Genomic DNA, 22,397 nt, shown 5'->3' with positions numbered 1-22,397 from the left:
GGGCGGAATATGGATCGCAACGGACCAAGCGCCCTCATCTTTCACACGCTCGTCGTATGCTTCATGCTGGCGCCTCTGGTGATCATCTGTCTGGTCGCTTTCACGCCCGACAGCACGCTCACCATCCCGACGACCGAGTTTTCGCTGCGGTGGTTCAAGGCCGTGTTTGTCCATCCGGACTTCATGGCATCCTTCTACAATAGCTTGTGGCTGGCAACGCTCGCGGCAACGATCGCCGTGCTGATCTCGCTTCCGGCCGGCATCGCGATCTCCCGCTACGAGTTTCCGGGACGCGGTTTTCTCAATGGCCTGTTCCTGTCGCCGCTGATCATTCCGCATTTGGTTCTCGGAGTCGCTCTTTTGAGGCTATTCACGCTGATCGGCGCAACGGGCAGCTTTGGGTGGCTGGTGGCAAGCCATGTCGTTGTCGTCACGCCCTATGTGCTGCGGCTGGTGATGGCGGCGCTCACAGGCATCGACCGCAATGCTGAACAGGCGGCACTGACGCTCGGGGCCGGGCCGCTCACGGTGTTCCGGCGGATTACCGTGCCGATGATCCTGCCCGGCATTACCGGCGGTTGGCTGCTCGCCTTCATCAACAGTTTCGACGAATTGACCATGTCGATCTTCGTCACCTCACCCCAGACCGTCACGTTGCCGGTCAGGATGTACATGTACGCGACGGAATCCATCGATCCGATGATGGCAGCCGTTTCCGCGCTGATGATCGCCCTGACCGGTATCGCCATGCTCGTGCTCGACCGGGCGTTCGGACTGGACCGTATTCTTGTCGGGCAGAAGTGAACGAAAATGCCGCTCCTGCATCGCGTTGCGCGACAGAATGAAGTTCCGATCAGTTTCTCGCTGAACGGCAAACCTTGCGAGGGACGGCGCGGTGACACGCTGCTCAGCGCCATCCTCACCGTGGACGAACGGCTCAGGCCCAGCGATTTCAGCCATGAGCCGCGGGCCGGTTTCTGCCAGATGTCGGCCTGCCAGGATTGCTGGGTCACACTCACGAGCGGTGAACGGGTGCGTGCCTGTTCCACTCCGCTTGCGGAGGGCATGCAAGTGATGACCCAAGCGATCACTGGGGCGGGAGAGGCCGCATGAGTGGCGCTGTAAAAGATCGTGCCCAACCTCTCATCGTCGGAGCCGGCCCGGCCGGTATCCGTGCCGCAGCCACACTTGTTGCGGTGGGGATTCGGCCGATCGTCGTCGACGAAGCGCCGGCCTGTGGTGGACAGATCTATCGCCAGCCTCTCGTGCCGGATGGTCGCGATGCTAAAGCGCGGTATGGCTCGGAAGCGCCCAAAGCCGAGCGGCTGCATGGAGAATTCGCCGGGCTGCAGGGCAAGATCGATTATCTGCCCAACACGCTGGTCTGGAACCTGTCGGACGGCATTGCCGATGTGGCGACGAATGGCGGGCATCGCCGGCTCGCCCATGATGGGCTGATCCTTGCCACCGGGGCAATGGACCGCATTCTGCCAGTTCCTGGCTGGACCTTGCCCGGCGTGTTTTCGCTTGGTGGTTCGCAGATCGCCTTGAAGGCACAGGGCTGCGTCATCGGTTCGCGCGTCGTCTTTGCCGGCACGGGGCCGCTGCTCTATCTCGTTGCCTGGCAATATATGAAGGCCGGCGTAAAGGTGGCGGCGGTGCTGGATGCCGCGCCATTTACTGCGCAGATGGCGATGACGAAGGCCTTGTCGGGCTTCCCCGCCATCGTGCTGCGCGGCACGCGCTTCGTTGCCGAGATGATGATGAAGGGCGTCGCCTTCCATTACGGAATCAACAAGCTTCGCTTCGAAGGAACGAGCCGGGTCGAGGGCGTGTCCTTCGAAGTGCGCGGCAAACGCCGGCATCTTGCCTGCGACGGCGCGGGTTTCGGGCTCGGGCTGAAGCCGGAAACGCAGCTTGCCGATCTTGCCGGCTGCCAGTTCGCCTTCAGTGAACGGGATCGTGTTTTCCTGCCGCAGACGGATGCCGCTCGCCGCTCCAGTGTTGCCGGTGTCTACCTTGCAGGTGACGGTTCCGGCATTGCCGGCGCCGATGCCGCGGAGATGTCCGGTGAGAGGGCAGCGCTATCGTTGATCGAAGACCGCGGCCTTGCCGTCGATCCGCGTCGGGCAGGCGTGCTTGAAAAAGAACTGCGCAGGATCTTTGCTTTCCGCACCATTCTCGAACAATCCTTTCCTTTCCCGTCGCACTGGATCGCCGACCTTCCGGGCGACACGATGGTCTGTCGTTGCGAGGAGATCGATGTTTCGGCCATTCGTGACGTCACCGACCATTTCGGCATTGTCGAGATGAACAGGCTGAAGGCGGTAAGCCGGGTCGGCATGGGACGTTGCCAGGGCCGTGTCTGCGGTTCGGCTGCTGCCGAACTGCTCGCCGCCTCGACCGGCCGGCCTATTTCGGCCGTAGGTCGCCTGCGCGGACAGGCGCCGGTCAAGCCGCTGCCCATGTCCTACTCCGCGATCGCGCCCTCAATCACTGGGGAGGCTGCGGAATGAAGGTCGATGTTGCGATCATCGGTGGCGGTCTGGTCGGTTGTTCCGCAGCGCTGGCTTTGAGGCAGATGGGCCTGTCGGTTGCCTTGCTGGAACGCGGGTTCTGTGGCGCGCAGGCGAGCGGCGTCAATTACGGCGGCGTGCGCCGCCAGGGCCGGCCAATCGAGCAATTGCCGCTGGCGCAGCGCGCTCATGCGATCTGGCCGCAGCTCAGGCAGTTGATCGGCATCGATGGCGAGTTTCGTCGCACCGGGCAGCTGAAACTTGCCCGCAACGAGGCGGAGATGGCTTCGCTCGAAGCCTATGCTAGGGCCGCCGCAGCGACTGACCTGAAGCTTGAACTGCTTGGCTCCAATGCGCTTGCCGAGCGGTTTTCCTGGATCGATCGTAACATTGCGGTTGGCGCTTCGTTTTCCGCCGATGACGGACAAGCCAATCCGCGTCTCGTGTCTGCCGGCTTTGCCGCCGCCGCAAGGCGGGCGGGCGCCGAAATTTACGAACAGACGCCGGTGCTTGGCGTTTCGAAGGAAGCCGAAGGGTTTCTCGTCGAGGCGCAGGGTGTACCGGCTATCCGCGCTACGCATCTGGTCAATGCCGCCGGTGCCTGGGCGGGGCCGTTTGCCGACATTTTCGGGGAGGGCGTGCCGCTCGGCCGGATCTATCCGTCGATGATCGTCACCGAGCCGATGAAAGTGTTCATGACCGTCAATACCGGCGTAGAGGGCGGCGAGGTCTATGCTCGGCAGGTAGAGCGCGGCAATTGCGTTATCGGCGGCCAGCGGGGAGTTGCCCGCGCGGACAATGCCGATTTTTCCCGCCCGACGGATGTCGGCGTCACGACAGTGATGCAACGCGCAGCGCGGCTTTTCCCGTCGCTGAAACATGCCCATGCAATCCGGTTCTGGTCGGGAACGGAAGGGACGATGCCGGACAAGAACCCGGTGATCGGTCAAAGCGGCACTACATCCGGGCTGATCCATGCCTTCGGTTTTTCCGGTGCTGGTTTCCAGATCGCGCCGGGTGTCGGCGAAGTCATCGCCGAGCTGATTACCACGGGTAAGACGACCACACCGATCGATGCCTTTTCGATCACTCGCTTCTTCGTCGACGCCGCCAAGGGCTCGGGCGCCGGCGCTCCACCGCAGAGCCCTCAATCAAGGGGAACGTGAATGATGAAATCCATCCATGCGGCACTCGCCGCCAGCATCGCATGCCTGACCGTTGCCGGTTCGGCCCATGCCGAAACCAAAACCCTTTATGTCGGGATGAACGGCGGCAATCTGGAACGCACGTTCACCCAGGCTGTCTTCCCGGCCTTCGAAAAGGCCAATGACGTGAAGATTGTCGTCGTGCCGGGCACATCCAGCGATATTCTCGCCAAGGCGACCGCTGCAAAGGATGCGCCGCAGATGAACCTGATGTTCCTCGACGATGGCATCATGTATCGCGCCATCGGCCTCGGCCTTTGCGAAAAACTCAAGGAAAGCCCGGAGCTTGCCGAAGTTGACAAGGCAGCCCGGATGAAGGACGACATGGCCGTCGGTGTCAACATGGGCATGACCGGGATCGCCTATAACACCAAGCTGTTTGCCGATAACGGCTGGGCCGCCCCGACCTCTTGGATGGATTTTGCCGATCCGAAATTTGCCGACAAGGTGGTCTTCCAGTCGGCATCCGCCTCGTCCTTCGGCCTGCACGCCTTCCTGATGTTCAACCGCATCCAGGGCGGTGACGAAACCAATGTCGAACCGGGCTTCACGAAGTTCGGCGAGACGATCGGCAAGAACGTGCTCGAATATATTCCGAGCTCGGCGAAGATTTCCGAAATGACCCAAGCAGGCGAAGCGGCCATCTTCCCGCTGACCCCGACGGCGGTCAGCACACTCAAGGCCCAGAGTATTCCGGTCGAATACGCTCAGCCGAAGGAAGGCTCCGTGGTGCTGATGTACACGGCCTGCACGATCGCCAAGAACAACGAGCCGGAACTGACGCAGAAGCTTGCAGCCTATCTGCTGTCGGCCGATGCGCAGTCCGCGGCGCTCGATGCGGGCGATGTCTACCCGTCCAACCCGAAAGCTGTTGCCTCGACGCCGGAAGGCAAGGTGAAGCTTGATGCATTCCAGACCTACATGAAGACTGCCGTCGTTCTTGATTGGGATGCGATCAATGCCAAGCGCGCCGAATGGAACAGCCGCTGGAACAAGATGATCGAACAATGAGCCGTTCGTCCTGACCTTCATGTCGCCGGAAAACTCTGCGGGAGCTTTGCATCCCGATCGCGCTTTCCGGCGTCTTTTTTGAATGCGCTTGTGGAGTGCCGCGTGAGCCTCGTCATCATCAGAAAAAACGCCCCGACGGCTCCCTGGCAGCAGGCATTCGCCAGTCAAGCACCCGATCTTGTCGTCCATGCCTGGCCCGAAACGGGGCCGCTGGAAGAGGTTGACTATGTGCTCTGTTGGGCACCGGGCGCCGGAGAGATTGCGCGTTACCCCAATCTCAAGGCGGTGTTCTCGCTGGGGGCGGGCGTCGATCATCTCCTGAGCGACGACACGATCCCGCTACATTTGCCGATCGTACGCATGGTCGACAAATCGATCACAGATGGCATGGTGCAATACGTCGTCATGGCGGTGCTCAACCATCATCGCCGTATGGAAGAGATGCGTGCGAACCAGGCTGCAAAGATTTGGCAGAAACTCGATCTATCAAATCCGCAGATCGGCATCATGGGCATGGGCGGCCTCGGCAAGGCTAGCGCCCGGGCGCTGGCGGCGATGGGATACAGGGTTCGCGGCTGGAACCGAAGCGGGCGGCCGGTTGAAGGTTTAGACGTTTTTGGCGGAGCGGGTGGTCTTAAGTCCTTCCTGGCTGAGACCGATATCTTGATCAGTCTTCTTCCGCATACCGAACAAACGATTGGCATCCTCAATCGGGAAACATTCACAGCGTTGAGGCAAGGTGCCTACGTCATAAATGCCGGGCGTGGAGAACAGTTGGTCGAGGAGGACCTGCTGAGAGCGTTGAGCAGCGGCCAGATCTGTGGCGCCATGCTCGACGTATTCTGCAAGGAGCCATTGGCTGCAGACCACCCTTTTTGGGGCGAAGAGAGGGTTACTGTGACGCCGCACATTGCCAGTTGGGTCGATCCCGCCGCCGGCACGGCGCATGTTCTGCGCGCGATCCAAGCTATCAAGCATTGCGAGATTCCGGAAGGTCAAGTTGATCGAACCGCCGGTTACTAGCTCCTCTCAACCAATACGGACAGGGCTCTCATAAGAGCAGAACGGAACCCACACGGCCCGTATCGAGAGATCATTTTACAGAGACCGAACTTCTATGTCGAAGTATCGAAAGTGATGCCTGCTGATTGATAATTGTTACCATCAGCAGCTCATTAGAGAGTAAGGCACGCACTCCATCTGTTCATGAATATTTTGCTGTCAATGCTTGAATAATCGACGAAGTATAGATGCTTAGCGTTTTTCCAAAATAACCTTTTTCGACACCTGGGAATTAAAGTGTAGATTATTTTTTTATTTCCTTTATTAGTGTGTTGGGGAGAAGGAATATGCGTGTTTCAGTATTTCTTGTGAGTGACAGCACGATCGTTGCTTGTGCCATGGCGCAAGCCATAAGAACTGAGTTTGCGCAGGTCTCACACTCTCCTTCCTTCTCAAGCGTGGCGGACCTGGTAATCGACTGGGACGACACTGTCGTCATCATCGACGCGGTCAATCCGAAAGAACTGGTTGCGCAACTCAATCGTGACAACGACGCCGTCGACACATCGCACATTATCGTCTTGATGCGGGCAAACCAAAGTGTCGACGAGTATCGATCAATCATCGGCAAAGTGGGCGCGTTGCTGCCTGATGGTGCCTCGCTGCAGGAAATAGCGCTTGCTGCGCGCATCGTTCGTCATGGGATCACGCTATTGCCGACGGTTGCCGTTGCGGGCTTGGGACACTCCGGCCTTAACGACGACATGAATGCCCGGGCCCTTGAGGGATGCTCTTTTACAGATCGCGAACATGCTGTGCTCGGACTGATTTCGAAGGGTGCGAGCAACAAGGTTATCGGCCGAAAACTGGATATCACAGAAAGCACCGTTCGCGTCCATGTTCGGGCCATCCTGAAAAAGCTCGGAATGCAGAATCGCACCCAAGCGGCGCTTTATGCCGTGGGTCACAAGGGCATTCAGGTTGGCTCGGATCTCTTCCGGCCGGCAACAACCGTAATGTCGGCTATTTGCGGCTTTGTTGCCGTCAATCTACGAACATTCATGCCCGAATTCACCCAAACGCTCCTACTCCAGGCATCGATTATCGCCTGAGCATGCGTTTCCCGCGCCGCTCGGCGCGATTGCGGGACAACCATCCCATCTGTCTTATCCCGTTTGGATTATGGTTCTTCGAATTCAAGACGTGAACAGGATCCTGCTCTTGCCGTCGGCTTCGGTTCCGCGCTTGCGGCGTCTCAAAGGTCTCCAGATAGCCCCATCCTTGGCGAGCCTGCCGCTTCAGCTCAATAGATGCTCTCTTTTGCCCCACTGCGATTGCAAGTGGCGCTTTGCCGGTTTCATTCAGAAATTGGCGTTTCGGGTAGGGGGCTGCGCGTTTTGTTTAGTCGTTAATCATTCGTTTACCTCAATTGACCAAGCGCTTCGGCCTTTTGGGATGTTTGTGATCGCAATCGCCTCAAGCACACTGCGGGGTGGGGACAAGCCCGGACAATCACGGGCTGTCGGAGCACTTCGAGCGCGATATCAGCGCTCTTCCTTTTGGGGGCGATCATGGATAACGAAAGCAAATCCGGCAAAATCATCGTGACTTCCGTTGCTGAGCTGACATCCCCGCTGGGGGTAACTGTCGGCGAGGCAGCCGGGGCCAAAGGCTTTCTTCTCGACGTGTCAGTCGGTGGCCTACAGGAAATCCTGATCGCCTTTTCCAATGGCCGTAACGCACCTCTTCGATCGACATTGTCCGTCGGTGGCCAGGTGCCGGAAGTCATCGAGTTTGAGCCGACCGGCTCTTGGACGACCTTCTCCAACAGGGTCCTTCATATCGATCTTGCAGAGGGCATGCATGTCCTGACCTTCTCGTCGCTCAACAATGCCGGTGCGGAAATTGCCAGCGTCAGCAACCTGGGCCCTGCCAGTGGCGGCAAGTCCGGCCGTTCGCTCCTGACATCGGCAGCTCTTGCCGGGTTGAACATTGCCGCCGTCGGCGCGGTTGCGCTGGCGCTGAGCCCCAGTGTCCAGCACGCGACGGAGGAAAAGCCGAGGGTTGGTGCTGCCCCTGACGATACGCCGCCTGCGCCACGGGCCGAAGAGGTTGCAAGTCTTGCAGCGACACCTTTGTCTGCCACCGCCAATGCATCGAACGAAACCCAGGAAGAGGCGTCTGCAACACCGGATGGCAAGGCGAACCTGACGACCGGTACCGTACCGCAAGCTGCGCCGGCTGATTTGGCTTCCGCTGCAATACCGGAAACGAGCGGGCGCGATTTCCGCTTTATCGGCGCCGGTGATATCTCTTCTTCCGGCCGCGAGGGCGGTCCCGTTTCGTATGTTGCGCCGATCGAGATCGGAGGACAGGCGGTTAACCGCTCCGTAGCTGCGTTGGTCACGGTAGAGCCTTCGGTAGACAACCCGGCTCTGGTCGCAGACGAACCTTCGGAGAACGTGGTTGAGGAAGTGGTCGAGCCGTCGGTGGAGCCACCAGTCGAACCGGTGATTGAGCCGCCGGTCGTAACAGCCATGCCCTTACGCATTCAGGCTGAAGTCGCCACGCTCGGCAATTCCGGTGGCAACGTGACCACCAATCCGAATGTCGTTCATAAGGACACAGCGGGCGCGACCGATATTCCGAATGCGGACGCGGCCGATGGCGACGCCTATGTCGATTTCGCCGGCGTCGGGACCAATAACAATATCGGCAACGGCCAGTATATCCAATGGACATTCTCCGTTGGCCAGGCGGGTTTCTACGACATTGGTTTCGGTTATGCGTTTTCCTCGACCGTTACCACCCGTCCGATGCGTCTCGACGTGAATGGCCAGCTTTGGGATCGCGTCTTCGACTTCAATGGCACGACAAACAACGCCACCTTTTCGGAGAGCGGGACCCGCGTTCTGCTGCAGGCCGGAGAAAACACGATCCGCCTGACGGCGAACGGCTTTTCGGGGCCGAATATCGACTATCTGGAAATCCGCAATGCCGATCCGAACATGATCGTGATCCAGGCGGAAAGCCTTGTGACCCAGGTCGGCAACAATTCCAACGGCGCGATAAATCGGCCGATCAATCTGTCAAACACGCCTGCGAGCGAAATCTTCCGATTTGGCGCTGAAGGCGAATCCTATCTCGACTGGGCGCAGAGTGCCGCTGCGCAGGTGTCGATGACATTCGACGTTCCCGTTTCCGGCACCTATTCGTTCATGGTCACCTATGCCAACGGCGGCACAACAAACCGGCCGTTGAAGCTTTATAGCGACGCGGTCGCAGGCGATCCGCTACACACGCTCAACTTCGCCTCCACACAGGCCAATGCGGTGAGGGCGCGCCCGACCGATCTTCCCACCAATGTCCAGACAGCCCCGGCCGGTGCCACCGGTATCGGTCAGGGCTGGGAAGGCTGGTCAGTCGAAACCGTCACGGTGCATCTTGAGGCCGGCTCCAACAGACTGATCCTCAGCGGCGCCGGCGTCACGACCGGTCCCAATATCGACAAGTTCGTCATCAAGCTTTTGGAAGCCGATCCGACGCCGGTCGAAAATACCGCTCCGATTGCGCTCGACCTGACGGTTGAAGGCGTCGAGGACACGTCGATCACGATCGACGTTGCGGAACTGATTTCCGACGCCGAAGATGATACGCTCACCATCATCGCAACGGTGCCGGCAGAACAAGGCACCGTCTCGGTTCTTGGCACCGTCATCACCTTCACACCGGCTGCCGACTTTCATGGCTCGGCATCGATCAGCTACACGGTGACCGATCAGGACGGCCTGAGCGATACGTCCACCGTTACCGTCACGGTTGCTTCGGTGAATGATACACCGCTGCTGTTTGGCAGCGTCGCCCCGCAGAACGTGGTCGCAGGCAGTGCGCATGTCATCGAGCTTCCATTGACGACCGACGATGTGGATGGCGACGATGTCTCGCTCGTCATCGCCAATGCCGAAGAGCTGCCGGACGGCTTTTCGATCGTTGCGGGCAAGCTCGCGATTGCTGCAAGTGTCGATCCGGGCTCTTATTCGGTGGAGATTGTCGGTTCTGACGGTACGCTCAGTTCGACCCCGATCACGGTCAGCATCACCGTTGCTCCCGAGCCGGTCGACCCTGTCGATCCCACCAATGCGGCGCCGGAAATCTCCAGCGAACCGGGCTTCGTCATCAACGAGAACAGCCTTGCTGTCGGCCAGATCAGCGCCTCCGACGACGATGGAGACCTGCTGCAATATGCGCTCTCCGGTGCCGATGCGAACAGGTTCACCATCGATACCAATGGCAACCTGTCGCTGATCGCAGCGCCCGATTTCGAAAGCCCGAACGATGCGGATGGCGATGGTGTCTATTCCGCCACCGTGACCGTCGGCGACGGACAGACCACCGCCACACAGGCCATCACTGTCACGATCGCCGATATCAACGAAGCGCCGACCGGCATTTCGTTTACGGGCGCAAACACGTTCGTGGAAAACGTGGCGCAGGGCACTGTGCTGGGCACGGTCGGCGGATCCGACCCGGATGGCGACGTGCTGTCCTATGCGGTCAGCGACGCACGTTTCTTGATCAATGGCGGCCAGCTGATCGTCGCACCGGGCGCCAGCTTCGACTTTGTCGCAGAACCGTCTGTCCAGATCGTCGTCAGCGCCACCGATGGGGTGCTCACGACCACGCAAACCTTCACCTTCGGCGTGACCGACGCGCCGGATCAGCCGGTCGAACCGGCTGATCCGCAGTCACTCGTCTTCAACCAGGCCGGCCTGACGCCCTACAGCGCGCAGGACAGCGGTCCCGGCGGCGTCATTGCCGATGGCGGCAATACGCTCACCCTTAACGGGAATTTCTGGAAACGCGCGTTGCTCGGAGAAAGCTACACGATCACCGACAACACCCAGCTGACCTTGAAGGTCACTATCGGGAGTTCGCTATCGGAAATCATCGCTATCGGTTTCGACAACGACGAGCTGCCTTTCGAGGCGAGCGACAAGTCGATCTACCAGATCGCCGGCAACCACAACCAGCCTTCCTTCATCGACCTGCGCAACGGCTCGGCCGGAACACCCGGCCAGATTATTACGGTCACCATCGATCTTTCGGCCCATGCGGGCAAGACGATCAGTTCGCTGGTGTTCATCGCCGACGATGACCAGGCCAGCAACGGCCTCGGCTCGGTCAGCTTCTCCAACGTGCAGCTTGCCGAGATCGAACCGGAAAATACCGTTCCCGGCATTGTCGGCGGTGGTTTTGCCGACATGAGCATCAACGAGCGCGGTTTGCTCGAAGTCGACCTTCCCTTCGTCGATGCGGATGGCGATACGCTGACCTATACGCTGGACGTGAAGACTGCGCTGGGTGTTCCCGCCCAGGGTTTTGCCGGCCTCGTCTTCGAGGACGGGGTTCTCTCAGGCCCGATCGCGGCACTGCCGGGAAGCTATACGGTTACCGTTGTCGCGACAGACGGCCGTGGTGGTTCGACCAGCAGCGATTTCGTCCTGACTGTTGCCGACATCAACGATGCACCGGTCGCCGACACGTCGATCCAGTTCGAGCCGATGGAAGCGATGACGGGAGACGAGGTATCAATCGACATCTCGTCCTTCAGCGATGCGTTTTCCGATGTCGACGGCGATCAGCTGACCTTCTCCGTCGAAGACCTTCCGCCCGGCCTCAGCCTCAATGCGCAGGGTGTCATTGTCGGTACACCGACGCAGCCGGGCGAGGGCTTCTTTACCGTTGTCGCGACCGATCCTTCCGGCCTGCGTGCGGAAATCCAGGTTCCGTTCCTGATCGGCGGTGAGGCCACAGGCGAGACAAGCTTCGTCGTCGAAGCGGAAGCGTTTACCGGTCTGGGCTCGGCGACCGGCTTCTATCTCTCGGCTGCACCCGCCGCTTCCGGCGGCCAGTTGATCCGCACCAATGCCAACCAGTCTGCCAATGTCACCACCGTTCTATCGCAGAACGGCGTGACCGAAGGCTGGTACACCGTCACCATCAGCGTCTTCGATGAGACAGACGGCAGCGCCACCTTCTCCCTGAAAATCGGCGAAACGGTTCTGGCGAGCAATCTGAGCTTCGACAATAACGGCACGTTCGACAATCCGTCGGCGACGCGTGGCAATGCCGCGCAGGCCGGTAACCTGAAGACCATCACCTTCACCAATCCGGTCTTCATCAATAATACAACCATCGCGCAGCTTTCCGGCCAGTCGGATAGCGGCGAGCACCTGCGTATCGACAAGCTGACCTTCACCCCGACCACCGGGCCGGTGCAGCAGGCACCAGGCGCTGTGACACTGACGGGTGGCTCGATCAACGAAAATGTCGTCGCGGGCATCATCGGCACGCTTTCGGCCACCGATCCGGATGGCAACAGCGCCGCGATCGTCTACACGACGACGGATACGCGCTTCACCATCGAAGGCAACACGATCCGTCTCGCCGATGGCGTAAGCCTCGATCACGAGGCGCAGGAGACCGTAACCGTCTCCGTCAAGGCAACCGACACCCAGGGTCTTTCGACCACCACGAACCTGGCGATCAATGTCGGTGACGTCAACGAAGCCCCGAAGCTCGTGGTGGGAGCCGATATCGCCGATGTCGTGCTGGATGCCGGCGAGGGGACAACGATCAACCTTGCAACGGCACTCGGCGCTACCGATCCGGATGCGGGCGACAGCGTCAGCTATGTCGCAACCCTTGCCAACGGCTCTGCGCTGCCGACCGGTATCAGCGTTGCCGGTGGCGTGCTGACCGTCGCGACCAATGTGGCCGCCGGTACCTATGCCATTTCGGTTGCCGCCAGCGATGGTGAGCTTTCGAGTGCACCGGTGACCTTCTCAGTCACGGTAGGCGAACCGGTGATCCTGGTGCCGTTCTCGACCACGATCCAGGCGGAAGCCGGCTCGATCACGCTGCTGGACAATGGTTCGAACACGACGATCACGACCATCCGCGACCCAAGCAACCAGGAATCCCCCGGTACCGTGGGCCTCGTCAATGGCCTGCGTCCAGGCTTCTCCGGAACCGGCTATGTCGATTACGGCGACACGGCGGGCGATCGCCTGAACTACAGTGTCGATGTGCCGGCAGCCGGCACCTACACGTTCAGCATCCGTTATGCCAGCAATAGCGCCCGCCCGCTCAATCTCGTCGTCAATGGCGGCACGGCGCAATCTCTGCCCTTCGTCGCCACCGGCACCAATACGTCCGGCCCGGCGGAAGGCTTCAACAACTGGTCGTTCCAGACGGTTACGGTGGCGCTGCAGGCGGGGACCAATACGTTCTCGCTCGCCATCCCGCCGGGTGCCACGACCGGTCCTAACCTCGATTCCATCGAGATTACCGGCAATGTGCCCTCGACCGGCGATACATCGGCTGATGCGGACGAAATCCCGTTGTTCCTCTCCGGCCCGCAGGGACCCTTGAGCGGCGCCGGTGCCGACTCCATCAACTTCAACCTTGCCGGTATCGACGACGATATCGTCAAGGTGGAGATGAGCTTCGATGGTGGCGTGACGCGTGTTACGGTCAATCCTGATGCCGACGGCGATTATGCGGTCGACGGTTCGGCGCTTGCATCGGGCAATTACGCGGCGATCGCCTATGTCACCGATGCTGCGGGTAACGTAGCGCAGTCGCAGATGAATATCACGATCGCCGGTCCGGTTGTCGTCGCGCCGCTCACCATTCAGGCGGAAGACGAAACGAAGGTCACCGTCAACGATACCGGAACAGGCGACAGCGACACGTCTCTCACCCGCGAGGTCAATGCCACCCGTCTGGATGCAACGGGCAATTATCGTCCCGGCGCGAATGGCGGTGCCTATATCGATTTCGGCTCCAATCCGGGCGATGCGATCACTTTCAACGTAAACGCGACGGCAGCAGGCACCTACCTTGTCACATTCCGTTATGCCAACGGAGCCACGACGGATCGTCCGCTTGTCATGGCTGTCAATGGCGAGAGCGAAGGCTCCGTTTCCTTCGTTCCAGGGCCGGTCACCGGCACCGGCTCCGCCGCAACGGGCTGGAATTCCTGGATCGAGAAAAGCGTCGAGGTGACGCTGACGGCTGGGGCTAATACTATTCGCCTCGAAATTCCGGCCGGCGCGGTCGGTGGCCCCAATATCGACCAGGCAACTTTCGAATATCTGGATGGCGAAGGCCCGCAGAACCCGACCGAGCCGTTCTCTGTTACAATCGAAGGCGAGACATTCACGATCACGGATATCGAGGCGAACGCCTCGACGCCGGCCGACACCGTTTATCGCACGCCCACCAACAAGGAAGGTGGAGCGAATGCCGGCAATAGCGGGCCCGGACTGACCTATGACAGCAACGGCCTGCGTCCCGGCTATGAGGGCAGCGGTTATCTCGACATGGGCGGAGAGGTTGGCGACAAGGCCGGCTTCAACGTCACCGTCGATCAGGCGGGCACCTATCAGCTGACGATCCGCTATGCCAATGGTGGCACGACGGATCGCCCGATGGTGCTGTCGATCAACGGAGAGAACCAGACCATATCGATGAACTCGACCATCCCGACCGGCGGCACCGGTGACCAGGGTTGGGCGAACTGGGTGGAGGTTACCTACGACATCGAGCTTGACGCCGGCGTCAACGCCATTTCGATTGCCAACACGACAACCAACGGTCCGAATATCGACAATGTCACGATCAGCCGCGAGGGAGACGAGGGGCCAGGAGAAACCCGCGATCTCATCCGCTTCGAGCCGGTGGTGAAGATCAACTTTGAACCGGCACCAGGCCAGACGACGCAGGGCCTGCCGACAGGATATCAGACCCCGACGGGTTATCTTGCCGATACCGGTGCCGCATATGGCAACCGCGGAAACGGCTTCTCCTATGGCTGGGTGACCGAGGCAAGCGTTGCCGACGGAACCGCCAACGGCACGATCGCATCCGCCCAACCGGCAAATGCCCATTGGTACAAGGACACCGTTTCCGGCGCGTCCAGCCTGCAGAAGACCTACGCCCATTTCGAATATCCGGGTGCCGGAGCCGCCGGTGCACGCGCCTGGGAAATGGCACTCGAAAACGGCACCTATCAGGTGACGATGTCGGTCGGCGATACGGCAGGAGCCTTCGATTCCAACTACATCATCAACCTCGAAGGCGTGAATGTCTTGCCTGAGTGGACGCCGGCAAACCCGATCAACGGCAGCCAGAACGGCGGCGGTTTCCGCTCGACGCTGGTCACAGCTGTGGTGACGGTAACGGACGGCAGGCTGACGATGGACTCGATCGGCGGCGTCAACACCGAAATCCAGTATCTCGAAGTCGAGCGCATTCCCGACCTCACGCCGGGCGATGGCCGAAGCGCCGACAAGGATTTCTCCTACTTCGTCGCCCCTGTCGCTGCCTCGCTGGAAGACGGCCAGGTCTCGATCGCGATCGGTCCGGATGGCGAATTGCCGACCGGCATCGATCCAACCTCGACCTTCGTCGTCGGCATCAACCTGCAGGCGGAAGGCAATCGAGGGCCGAACATCACCCATACCGACAATATTACGCTGATCGAGACACTCACCGGCATCGAAGTGCCGGTTGCGATCCAGATCAGTGGTGGGGCAGATACGCTCAACATCCGCCCGCTTCAGGATCTGAAGGAGAATACCAGCTATACGCTGAAGGTTCAGGACGTGATGGACCTCGGATCGATCACCGATCCGAACGGCCCGCTCAGGCAGTTCCAGGACCTGACGACCACGTTCGTCACGGGGACCGCGCCGGAAGACGTGCCGCGCGAGGTCGCCTTCTCGACCGACGTCATTCTCAACGGCTTTGCCGATGGCTCCTTCGGTTATACGTCGATCGAGTTCGGCCCTGACGGCAAGCTTTATGTCGCCACCATCACCGGTGAAATCCATCGCTGGGACGTCAATCCTAACGGGACGATCGACAAGGCCTCGCAGGAAACGCTGTCGCTCAGCTATCTTGAAGCACCGGGAGGCGAACGCCGCGGCATTGTCGGCTTCGTCTTCGATCCTGAAGATCCCAATACGATCTGGATTTCCGACAACGCGCCGATCCCGCGTGAATCCAAGGCGTTCGACACGCCGGAATTCTCCGGCCGGGTCAGCAAGGTTACGCTCAGCGAGGTCTTCGAGAATTCGACGGCGGAAACTTATATCACCGGCCTGCCGCGCTCAGGTGGCGACCACCTGACCAACAGCCTGGAGTTCCGCCGTAACCCCGATTACACTGCGAGCAACGGCGAGCCGGAATATCTCCTCTATCTCAGCCAGGGATCCAACTCCGCGGCTGGCGCTGCCGACGGCGCGTGGGGGAACCGTCCAGAACGCCTGCTTAATGCGGCAATTCTCGAGATAGATCCGACGCGCGATGCGCCGGCCGGCGGGTTCAACGTACAGACCGAGCCCAGTGTCGCCGGAAACCCGAGCTATCAGTCGCCGGCTGCGAGCTTCAATGCGAACGGCACCCATTCGACATTCTACAATCCGTTCGCCCCGGATGCCGTGCTGAGCATCTATGCCACCGGCGTGCGCAATGCCTACGACCTTGTCTGGCATTCGAACGGCAATCTCTACGTGCCGACCAACGGCACCGCTTCGGGCGGCAAGACGCCGACCGATCCGACCCAGCCGGGCCTCGACACGACGATCGCCAACTCGCCGAAACAGTACGACTATTTCTTCAACATCGACGAGGGTGGCTATTACGGCCATCCCAACGTTCTGCGTGACCAGTATATCCTCAATGGTGGCAACCCGACGGGTGGCCGAGATCTGAACGAGGTTGTCGGCGGCAATGACGGCAACAGCAATACGGATGGATACCAGACCGGCGTCCAGCCCGATGCCGACTATGATATCGATGGCGTCTACAATCTTGGCTACAACCAGTCACCGAACGGCGCGATTGAATATACCGGTGGAGCCTTCGGTTCCAACCTCAAGGGTGCGGTCCTCTTCGCCCAGTTCTCGACCGGCGATAACGTCCGCTACATCCGTGTCGATGCCCAGGGCAATATCATCGACGACGACGTGCTGCGTCGTCCCGACGGTTCGGTCATCGACGATTATATCGATCCGCTCGACATCATCGAAAACCCCGTGACCGGCCAGCTCTACCTGATGACGCTGAACCGCAGCACGGGTGCGAGCCAGCTGATCCTGCTTACCCCGGCGCCCGGTGGCGTTACGCAGGATCTGACGGCCGACGAGGGCAACAATCTCGCCCTCGTCGCCGTCGACGTTACCGATCCTGAAGCCGCGATCTTCCGCATCGATGGTCTAGACGACGATATCACGGCGATCCGCATTTCCTTCGATGGCGGGCCGAAGCAGACGATTACCGTCAATGCGCAGAAGCAGTTCACCATCGATCTCGGAACAACCTCGGGGCCGGTGACTGCCAGCCTCGAAGTCACGGACGACGCGCTCAACAGCAAGACCGTGAGCCTGAATTTCGTGCCGGGCGAAGAGCCTTCCGGTGAGGATTTCGTGCTTCTCACCACCATTCAGGCCGAAGACAGGACACCGAATGACGGCACCTCCGTCGTCGTGCCGAACGGGACCGCACCGCAGATCCAGATCCGCGATGCGTCCAATATCGAACCCGGCACTGTCGCCGGTACGGTGAACGGCCTGCGTCCGGGTGCTTACGGCACGGACGGGAATACCAACAGCAATGATGGAATTCCGGGCGGTTATGCCGACTTCGGGTCCACCAATGCCGATTTCATCAGCTTCAATTTCTCGGTTCCGTCGGATCAGGCCGGCAATGCCATCCTGCGCTTCCGGTATGCCAATGGCGGCACGACGGACCGGCCATTGCAGCTTGAAATCAACGGCACGATCATCAAGGTCCAGTCCTTTGCACCGACGTCGGTGACCGATGGTTCGGACCCCTGGAACCACTGGCAGATGATCGAAATCCCGGTCGTTCTGGCGGCAGGCGCCAATACGGTGACGCTACGCTCCGTCTCCAGTACCGGCCCGAATATCGACCAGCTGGAAGTGCTGGTGGCGAGCGAAGGAAATGCCGTTCCCAATGATGGCGAAATGGTCGTCGACGGCACGACCTATGTGAAATACGAGGCGGAAAAGGGTGATCTCGGCGGTGCGGCGATCATCACGGAAAACCGCAACCAGTCCGGCGGCGCCTTTGTCGACTATGTCGGCACAGCCGACCAGTCGGTCAGCTGGACGATCTCGACAGGCACCAGCGGCAGCTACGGCCTCGATATCCTCTATGCGCTTGGTGCGGGAAAGGCCGCGCGCCCGATGACTATTCTCGTGAATGGTGTCGCGGTCCAGACGCTACCTTTTGCCGCCAACTCGAATGCCGGGGAAACCGTCTGGGGGCCGCAGTCGGTCACACTTGACCTGTCTGCCGGCACAAACGTTATTACCCTGAAAGCGCCGGGCGGTGTCGGTCCGAACATCGACTACATCCGGGTCACCAAGGATGCGGTCGCCATCTTCGAACCGGATTACGCCGAGATCGACGGCTCCGGCCGCATAGAGCTTGAGGCGACCGATGGCTCGGCGCATACCGTCAACGGCAGCACCGTCGACTTCTACTTCACCGTCGATGCGGATGGCACCTACAAGCTGGATGTCGCGGCCAATGCCAACGCAGTCAATGGCCAGTCGCTGAAGTGGTTCCTCAATGGCGTCGAAGTGGATATCAGCGCCTTCCCGGGCGCAGGCACAGCAGGGGAGGAGTCCGTCTATCTGGCGCTCGAAGCCGGTGAGAACTACCAGCTGCGCATCGTCTCGAACGCACCGGGTGCCAACGGTCTCGACTATCTCGATATCCAGCCGGCGCCGGGCAATCCGAATGCCGATATCGCGGTGCAGAGCCTCGATGCCGCCTATTTCGACGACCGGCTGCATTTCTCCTATATCGAGGACCCGGATGCCGTGGAACCCGGCGCGCCGCGCGACTTCAAGGATACCGGTACGGTGCGGTTGAGCAATACCGGCACCGAGCCGCTGACCATCAGCGACTACCAGCTCACCGGCCCGTTCGTGTTGCAGAACCCGAATGCGCTCAACGGCGCCACGATCGCGCCCGGCTCCTTCCTTGATGTGACGGTTGTCTTCAATCGTGCGGCCTATACGCCGCCGACCACCAATGTCGATGCGACCTCGACCGTCTTTGAAGGCCAGTTGAAACTCATCACCAATGATCAGGACAGCCCTGTCGCAAACATAAAACTTGCCGGTTTCTGGCAGGCACGCGACGAGGGTGGCCAGGAACCCAATGTCAACGAGATCTGGAAGATCTTCGGCTTCGGTAATGTCATCGAGGGGTTGAGGCTGCAGGGCGGCGGCGAGAACTCGGTTCTCTCTACCGACGACGTCTTTGCCAAGACCGATGAGACGGAAGTGCTGTCGCCGTACTGGAAGCTCGCCGATGGCGTGACAACCGCGAAGATCACCCAGATCGCGGCATTCCACGGCCCTGGCGGCGCGACGATCGGCATCCACAATCCTGGCAACAAGGGGCAGGGCACGACCTTCTGGAACCACGAAGGCAACGACAACCAGCGGCTTCTGCCCAATGCCGGCAATGACAACACCTTTGCCACCCGCAACTTCACCAACAACGATATACCTGACGGCTGGGCGGGCAACGAAATCTTCGGGATAACCGTGGCCGGCCTTTCGACCGACCCGCGTCTCAACCCGACAGGTGGGGTCATCGTACCCGGCGCTCAGCAGGGGCATACCGTGAAAATGTTCCAGGCGCTCGACGCCAATGGCAACGTGATCCCGAATGTCTATCTCGGCATCATGGACTATACCGGCATCAACTACGATTATAACGACAACCTCTTCGTCATCGAGGGCGTCCAGCCGGTCGGTTTCGGTGCGGATATGGTCATTTCCAGTCTCGATGATGCCGCAGCAGACGACCGTCTGGTCTTCACCAATATCGACCAGCCGGTGAATGCCGCGCAGACTTTCCGCAACGAGGCGACGTTCACCATCACCAATGATGGCTTTACCGCGCTGACACTGACGAGCCTTGTCCTGTCGGATACTTCGGCCTTCGAATTTGTCGGCACGGTTCCGACGAGCGTTGCCGCCGGCGCCTCCGTTCAGGTCACCGTCCGCTTCAAGGGTACCCATGCCGGCAATACTGCCGGTGCGGATCTCTACAAAGCGACGCTGACGATCAACTCCAACGATTACGATGGTGCGCAGGTCATCCGGCTTGCCGGGCTGGCGCAGGAGTTTTCCGAAAACAATTCCGAGCCGACTGTCGCCCAGATTGTCGAGGCATTTGGTTACTCGACCGATATCGCGCAGGGCCAGCTTGCCAATGGCGGCAAGGTGGAAAGGATCGGCGACGAAGTGCTGATGCCCTATCTGCAAAAGCTCGACCCGTCCAAGAGCGTCGAGGTCATCCAGATGGCGGCCTTCCTGCAGCAGGGCAATGTCGCTCGCCTCGGTTATCACCAGGTCGGATCGAGCGCCGTGACCAATCTCTTCGCCAATGACGACCAGCAGGGCCAGACGGTTCTCCCGGATCAACTGGTGACGGGAAACGGTGCCGGTGCATCCGTCGCCCGCGGCGTGATCAACCAGAACACGCCCTTCGGTCTGTTCATCTCGGTCGATGGCCGCCCGACCTACGCCTCGTGGACCGACCCGGAAGCCAACAAGATCGATCCGAATTTCGGCCAGCTCGTCGGCGAGGACCAGGGTCATCTGATCCGCTTCTTCGAGGCGCTCGATGCCGACGGCAACGTCATTCCCGGCACCTATATCGCCATCCAGGATTATCCGGGCGCTGGAAATTACGACTACAACGACCACATGTTCATCATCAAGAACGTCAAGCCGCATGTCCTGACGGCTGCCAATGACGCCAATGGTGACGGCATCAACGATGCGCTGCGGCTTGATGCGGACAATGACGGCACGGTCAACTTCTTTGACACGACCACGCCTCCGCCGACCGGACCGCAGACACCTTATGGCGGCACGGCTCCGAGCTTCACCAATGGCGTGCTGACAGTCGACGCGACGAACTTCGACAATGGCGGCCAGGGTATTTCCTGGAACGACAATACAGGCCTCGACAACCCGACAAGCAACCCGACCTTCCGGCCGGGCCGTGATGTCGAATTGGTCGGCTCGGGCCTCGATATCGGCCATGTGAAGCCGGGCGAGTGGGTGGAGTACACGATAAATGTGCCGACGGCCGGAACCTACACCTTCTCGGCCAATGCCAAGACACCGGTGACCGGGGCCACCATTTCCGTCTCGCTGAACGGCCAGACGCAGCTTGGAACAGTCACGCTGGCAGACGGTCATGCAGGCGGATCGAACTTCGGCAATGCGGCTTTCGCCGACAGTGCGCCGATCTCGATCAACCTCGGCGCGGGCGTGCAGACGCTCAGGCTTACCTTTAATGGTCCGCTTGCATCGAACGGCTATGTGTTGGATCTGGCTTCGTTCAAGCTGACGGCACCGGTCAACCAGCAGACGCCATATCCGGGAGCCGCCCCGACCTTCACCAACGGGGTGCTGACCGTCGACGCCACAAACTTCGACAATGGCGGCCAGGGGATTTCCTGGAATGACAATGCTGGCCTCGACAATCCGACGAGCAACCCGACCTTCCGGCCGGGGCGCGGTGTCGAGCTGGTCGGTGCGGGTCTCGACATTGGCCATGTTAAGCCGGGCGAGTGGGTGGAGTACACGATCAATGTGCCGACAGCCGGGACCTACACCTTCTCGGCCAACGCCAAGACGCCGGTTGCCGGCGCCACGATCGGCGTCTCCCTCAATGGCCAGGCCCAGCTCGGCACGGTCACCCTTGCCGATGGCCACGCGGGCGGTTCGAATTTCGACAGCGCCGCCTTTGCCCAGAGTGCGCCGATATCGATCAATCTTGGTGCAGGTGTGCAGACGCTGCGGTTGACTTTCAACGGTCCGCTCGCTTCCAACGGCTACGTGCTGGATCTGGCATCCTTCACGCTGACGGCGCCGGCCAGCCAGCAGCCCTTCGGTGGTGTGGCTCCGGCACTCGGCGATGCGGGTCTCGTCTTCGACGGCGTCGAGTATGACAATGGCGGTCAAGGCGTCGCTTACAATGATGCCGCTGGCCTTCAGGGTGGCACCAATGGTGGCCGCGCAGGTTCGTCGGTCGAGATAACCAGCAGCGGCGACGTGGGCTGGATCGCCAACGGCGAATGGCTGGAATACACGATCAACGTGACAGAGGCCGGTACTTACGACTTCAACCTGTCCATGTCGCTTGGCGAAACCGGCGGCCCGAACCGCAGCGTGACGGCCACCTTTACCAACGGCTCGGCAGTCGACACGGTGACGGTCGCGACGCCCAGAACCGGAACTTGGTCGAACTTCCAGGACACCGAAACCGTCAGCGTCGCGCTCGATGCGGGTACCACGGTCGTGCGCCTGACCTTCAACGGCGGCTCGCAGGACTTCTCGTCCTTCTCGCTGGAACCGGCAGGTGCATCCGCGATGACATTGATGAGCCTCGGTCTGGATGGCGAGACCTCCGCCATCGACGACACGCCGCCCGCCCCGGAGATCACGGATCTCGGCACGACGCCGCTCGAAGAGCAGGAGCAGAACCACCTGCAGGGCTACGACATCGTCATCTGACGGGATCGGGCGACGGC

At 60.4% G+C, this 22,397-nt stretch carries 8 protein-coding genes; all 8 read left to right on the top strand.

The window, feature by feature from the left end:
* Positions 1-9 precede the first annotated feature (9 nt).
* Positions 10-804 (top strand): ABC transporter permease, encoded by a 795-nt coding sequence (locus tag MRBLMR1_RS09570; RefSeq protein WP_500064238.1) that lies wholly within the window; start codon positions 10-12, stop codon positions 802-804.
* A gap of 6 nt (positions 805-810) precedes the next feature.
* Complete coding sequence (locus MRBLMR1_RS09565) at positions 811-1,113, top strand: (2Fe-2S)-binding protein (RefSeq protein WP_500064236.1); 303 nt, start codon at positions 811-813, stop codon at positions 1,111-1,113.
* Complete coding sequence (locus tag MRBLMR1_RS09560; RefSeq protein ID WP_500064234.1) at positions 1,110-2,516, top strand: FAD-dependent oxidoreductase; 1,407 nt, start codon at positions 1,110-1,112, stop codon at positions 2,514-2,516. The genes MRBLMR1_RS09565 and MRBLMR1_RS09560 overlap by 4 nt, the downstream gene beginning before the upstream one ends.
* Entirely contained in the window at positions 2,513-3,682 is a 1,170-nt protein-coding gene (locus tag MRBLMR1_RS09555; protein ID WP_500064232.1) for an NAD(P)/FAD-dependent oxidoreductase, read from the top strand. The genes MRBLMR1_RS09560 and MRBLMR1_RS09555 overlap by 4 nt, the downstream gene beginning before the upstream one ends.
* 3 nt (positions 3,683-3,685) lie before the next feature.
* Complete coding sequence (locus MRBLMR1_RS09550) at positions 3,686-4,732, top strand: ABC transporter substrate-binding protein (RefSeq protein ID WP_148144769.1); 1,047 nt, start codon at positions 3,686-3,688, stop codon at positions 4,730-4,732.
* A gap of 102 nt (positions 4,733-4,834) precedes the next feature.
* Complete coding sequence (locus tag MRBLMR1_RS09545; protein ID WP_500064230.1) at positions 4,835-5,755, top strand: 2-hydroxyacid dehydrogenase; 921 nt, start codon at positions 4,835-4,837, stop codon at positions 5,753-5,755.
* Between the two features lie 311 nt (positions 5,756-6,066).
* A complete protein-coding gene (locus tag MRBLMR1_RS09540; protein WP_500064228.1) occupies positions 6,067-6,846 on the top strand; it encodes a LuxR C-terminal-related transcriptional regulator in 780 nt (259 codons plus the stop codon).
* Positions 6,847-7,305: 459 nt separating this feature from the next.
* On the top strand, positions 7,306-22,380 hold the full coding sequence (locus MRBLMR1_RS09535; RefSeq protein WP_500064226.1) for a carbohydrate-binding protein: 15,075 nt from the start codon (positions 7,306-7,308) through the stop codon (positions 22,378-22,380).
* The last annotated feature ends 17 nt before the right edge of the window (positions 22,381-22,397 follow it).

The sequence above is a fragment of the Neorhizobium sp. LMR1-1-1.1 genome, assembly GCF_040675795.1.
Lineage (GTDB): Bacteria > Pseudomonadota > Alphaproteobacteria > Rhizobiales > Rhizobiaceae > Neorhizobium > Neorhizobium cellulosilyticum.
The sequence above is the reverse complement of the archived record's forward strand: the minus strand, read 5'-3'. Positions and strand labels throughout refer to the sequence as shown.

What these genes read in the sequence shown, in the direction of transcription:
- MRBLMR1_RS09570 (WP_500064238.1), top strand. Translation starts at nt 10, where the DNA reads ATGGATCGCAACGGACCAAGCGCCCTCATCTTTCACACGCTCGTCGTA.
- MRBLMR1_RS09565 (WP_500064236.1), top strand. Translation starts at nt 811, where the DNA reads ATGCCGCTCCTGCATCGCGTTGCGCGACAGAATGAAGTTCCGATCAGT.
- MRBLMR1_RS09560 (WP_500064234.1), top strand. Translation starts at nt 1,110, where the DNA reads ATGAGTGGCGCTGTAAAAGATCGTGCCCAACCTCTCATCGTCGGAGCC.
- MRBLMR1_RS09555 (WP_500064232.1), top strand. Translation starts at nt 2,513, where the DNA reads ATGAAGGTCGATGTTGCGATCATCGGTGGCGGTCTGGTCGGTTGTTCC.
- MRBLMR1_RS09550 (WP_148144769.1), top strand. Translation starts at nt 3,686, where the DNA reads ATGAAATCCATCCATGCGGCACTCGCCGCCAGCATCGCATGCCTGACC.
- MRBLMR1_RS09535 (WP_500064226.1), top strand. Translation starts at nt 7,306, where the DNA reads ATGGATAACGAAAGCAAATCCGGCAAAATCATCGTGACTTCCGTTGCT.